1 protein-coding gene is annotated in these 422 nt (G+C 64.5%); it reads left to right on the top strand.

Annotated elements, in window-relative coordinates:
• Nucleotides 1-422, top strand: a 422-nt coding sequence (locus ABS784_RS16985; protein ID WP_407067064.1) for a UPF0236 family transposase-like protein, incomplete at both ends; no start/stop codon positions are given.

Below are 422 nucleotides of genomic sequence, written 5' to 3'. Positions count from 1 at the left end.
CGGGAGCTGCGTCAGTGTCTGTCCGGCCATCCGCGTTGGCGGGAGGTGCGGAAGAAGCTGGCGAAACAAGACGAAGAGGGGCTTCTCGTGGAGCTGAACAGCGCGGTCGGCACGTTGGAGGACGAAGCGAAAGAGAAGCAGATGGCTGCCATGATCCGCCGGATCGAGTCGATGCCGGGATGCATCCGGGACTATCGGGAGTGGCTGTCGGAGCAAGGGGTGGAGACGACCGGCATGCGTCCGATGGGCCACGCCGAGAGCGTGATGAGCCGGTTTGCGCATCGGGTGAAATCCCGCCGCAGCTGGAAAGACCAAGGGCTTCGGGCGTTTCTGAGGGCGATGGCGGCCCGAATCGACGGGATGTTGTGGAGAAAGGGCGGTTGGAGAAGGAAGAGCCCCGGAGGGCAACCACGGCCTCGAGG

This window comes from Geobacillus sp. G4, from assembly GCF_040327975.1.
GTDB lineage: Bacteria > Bacillota > Bacilli > Bacillales > Anoxybacillaceae > Geobacillus > Geobacillus thermoleovorans.
The sequence above is the reverse complement of the archived record's forward strand: the minus strand, read 5'-3'. Positions and strand labels throughout refer to the sequence as shown.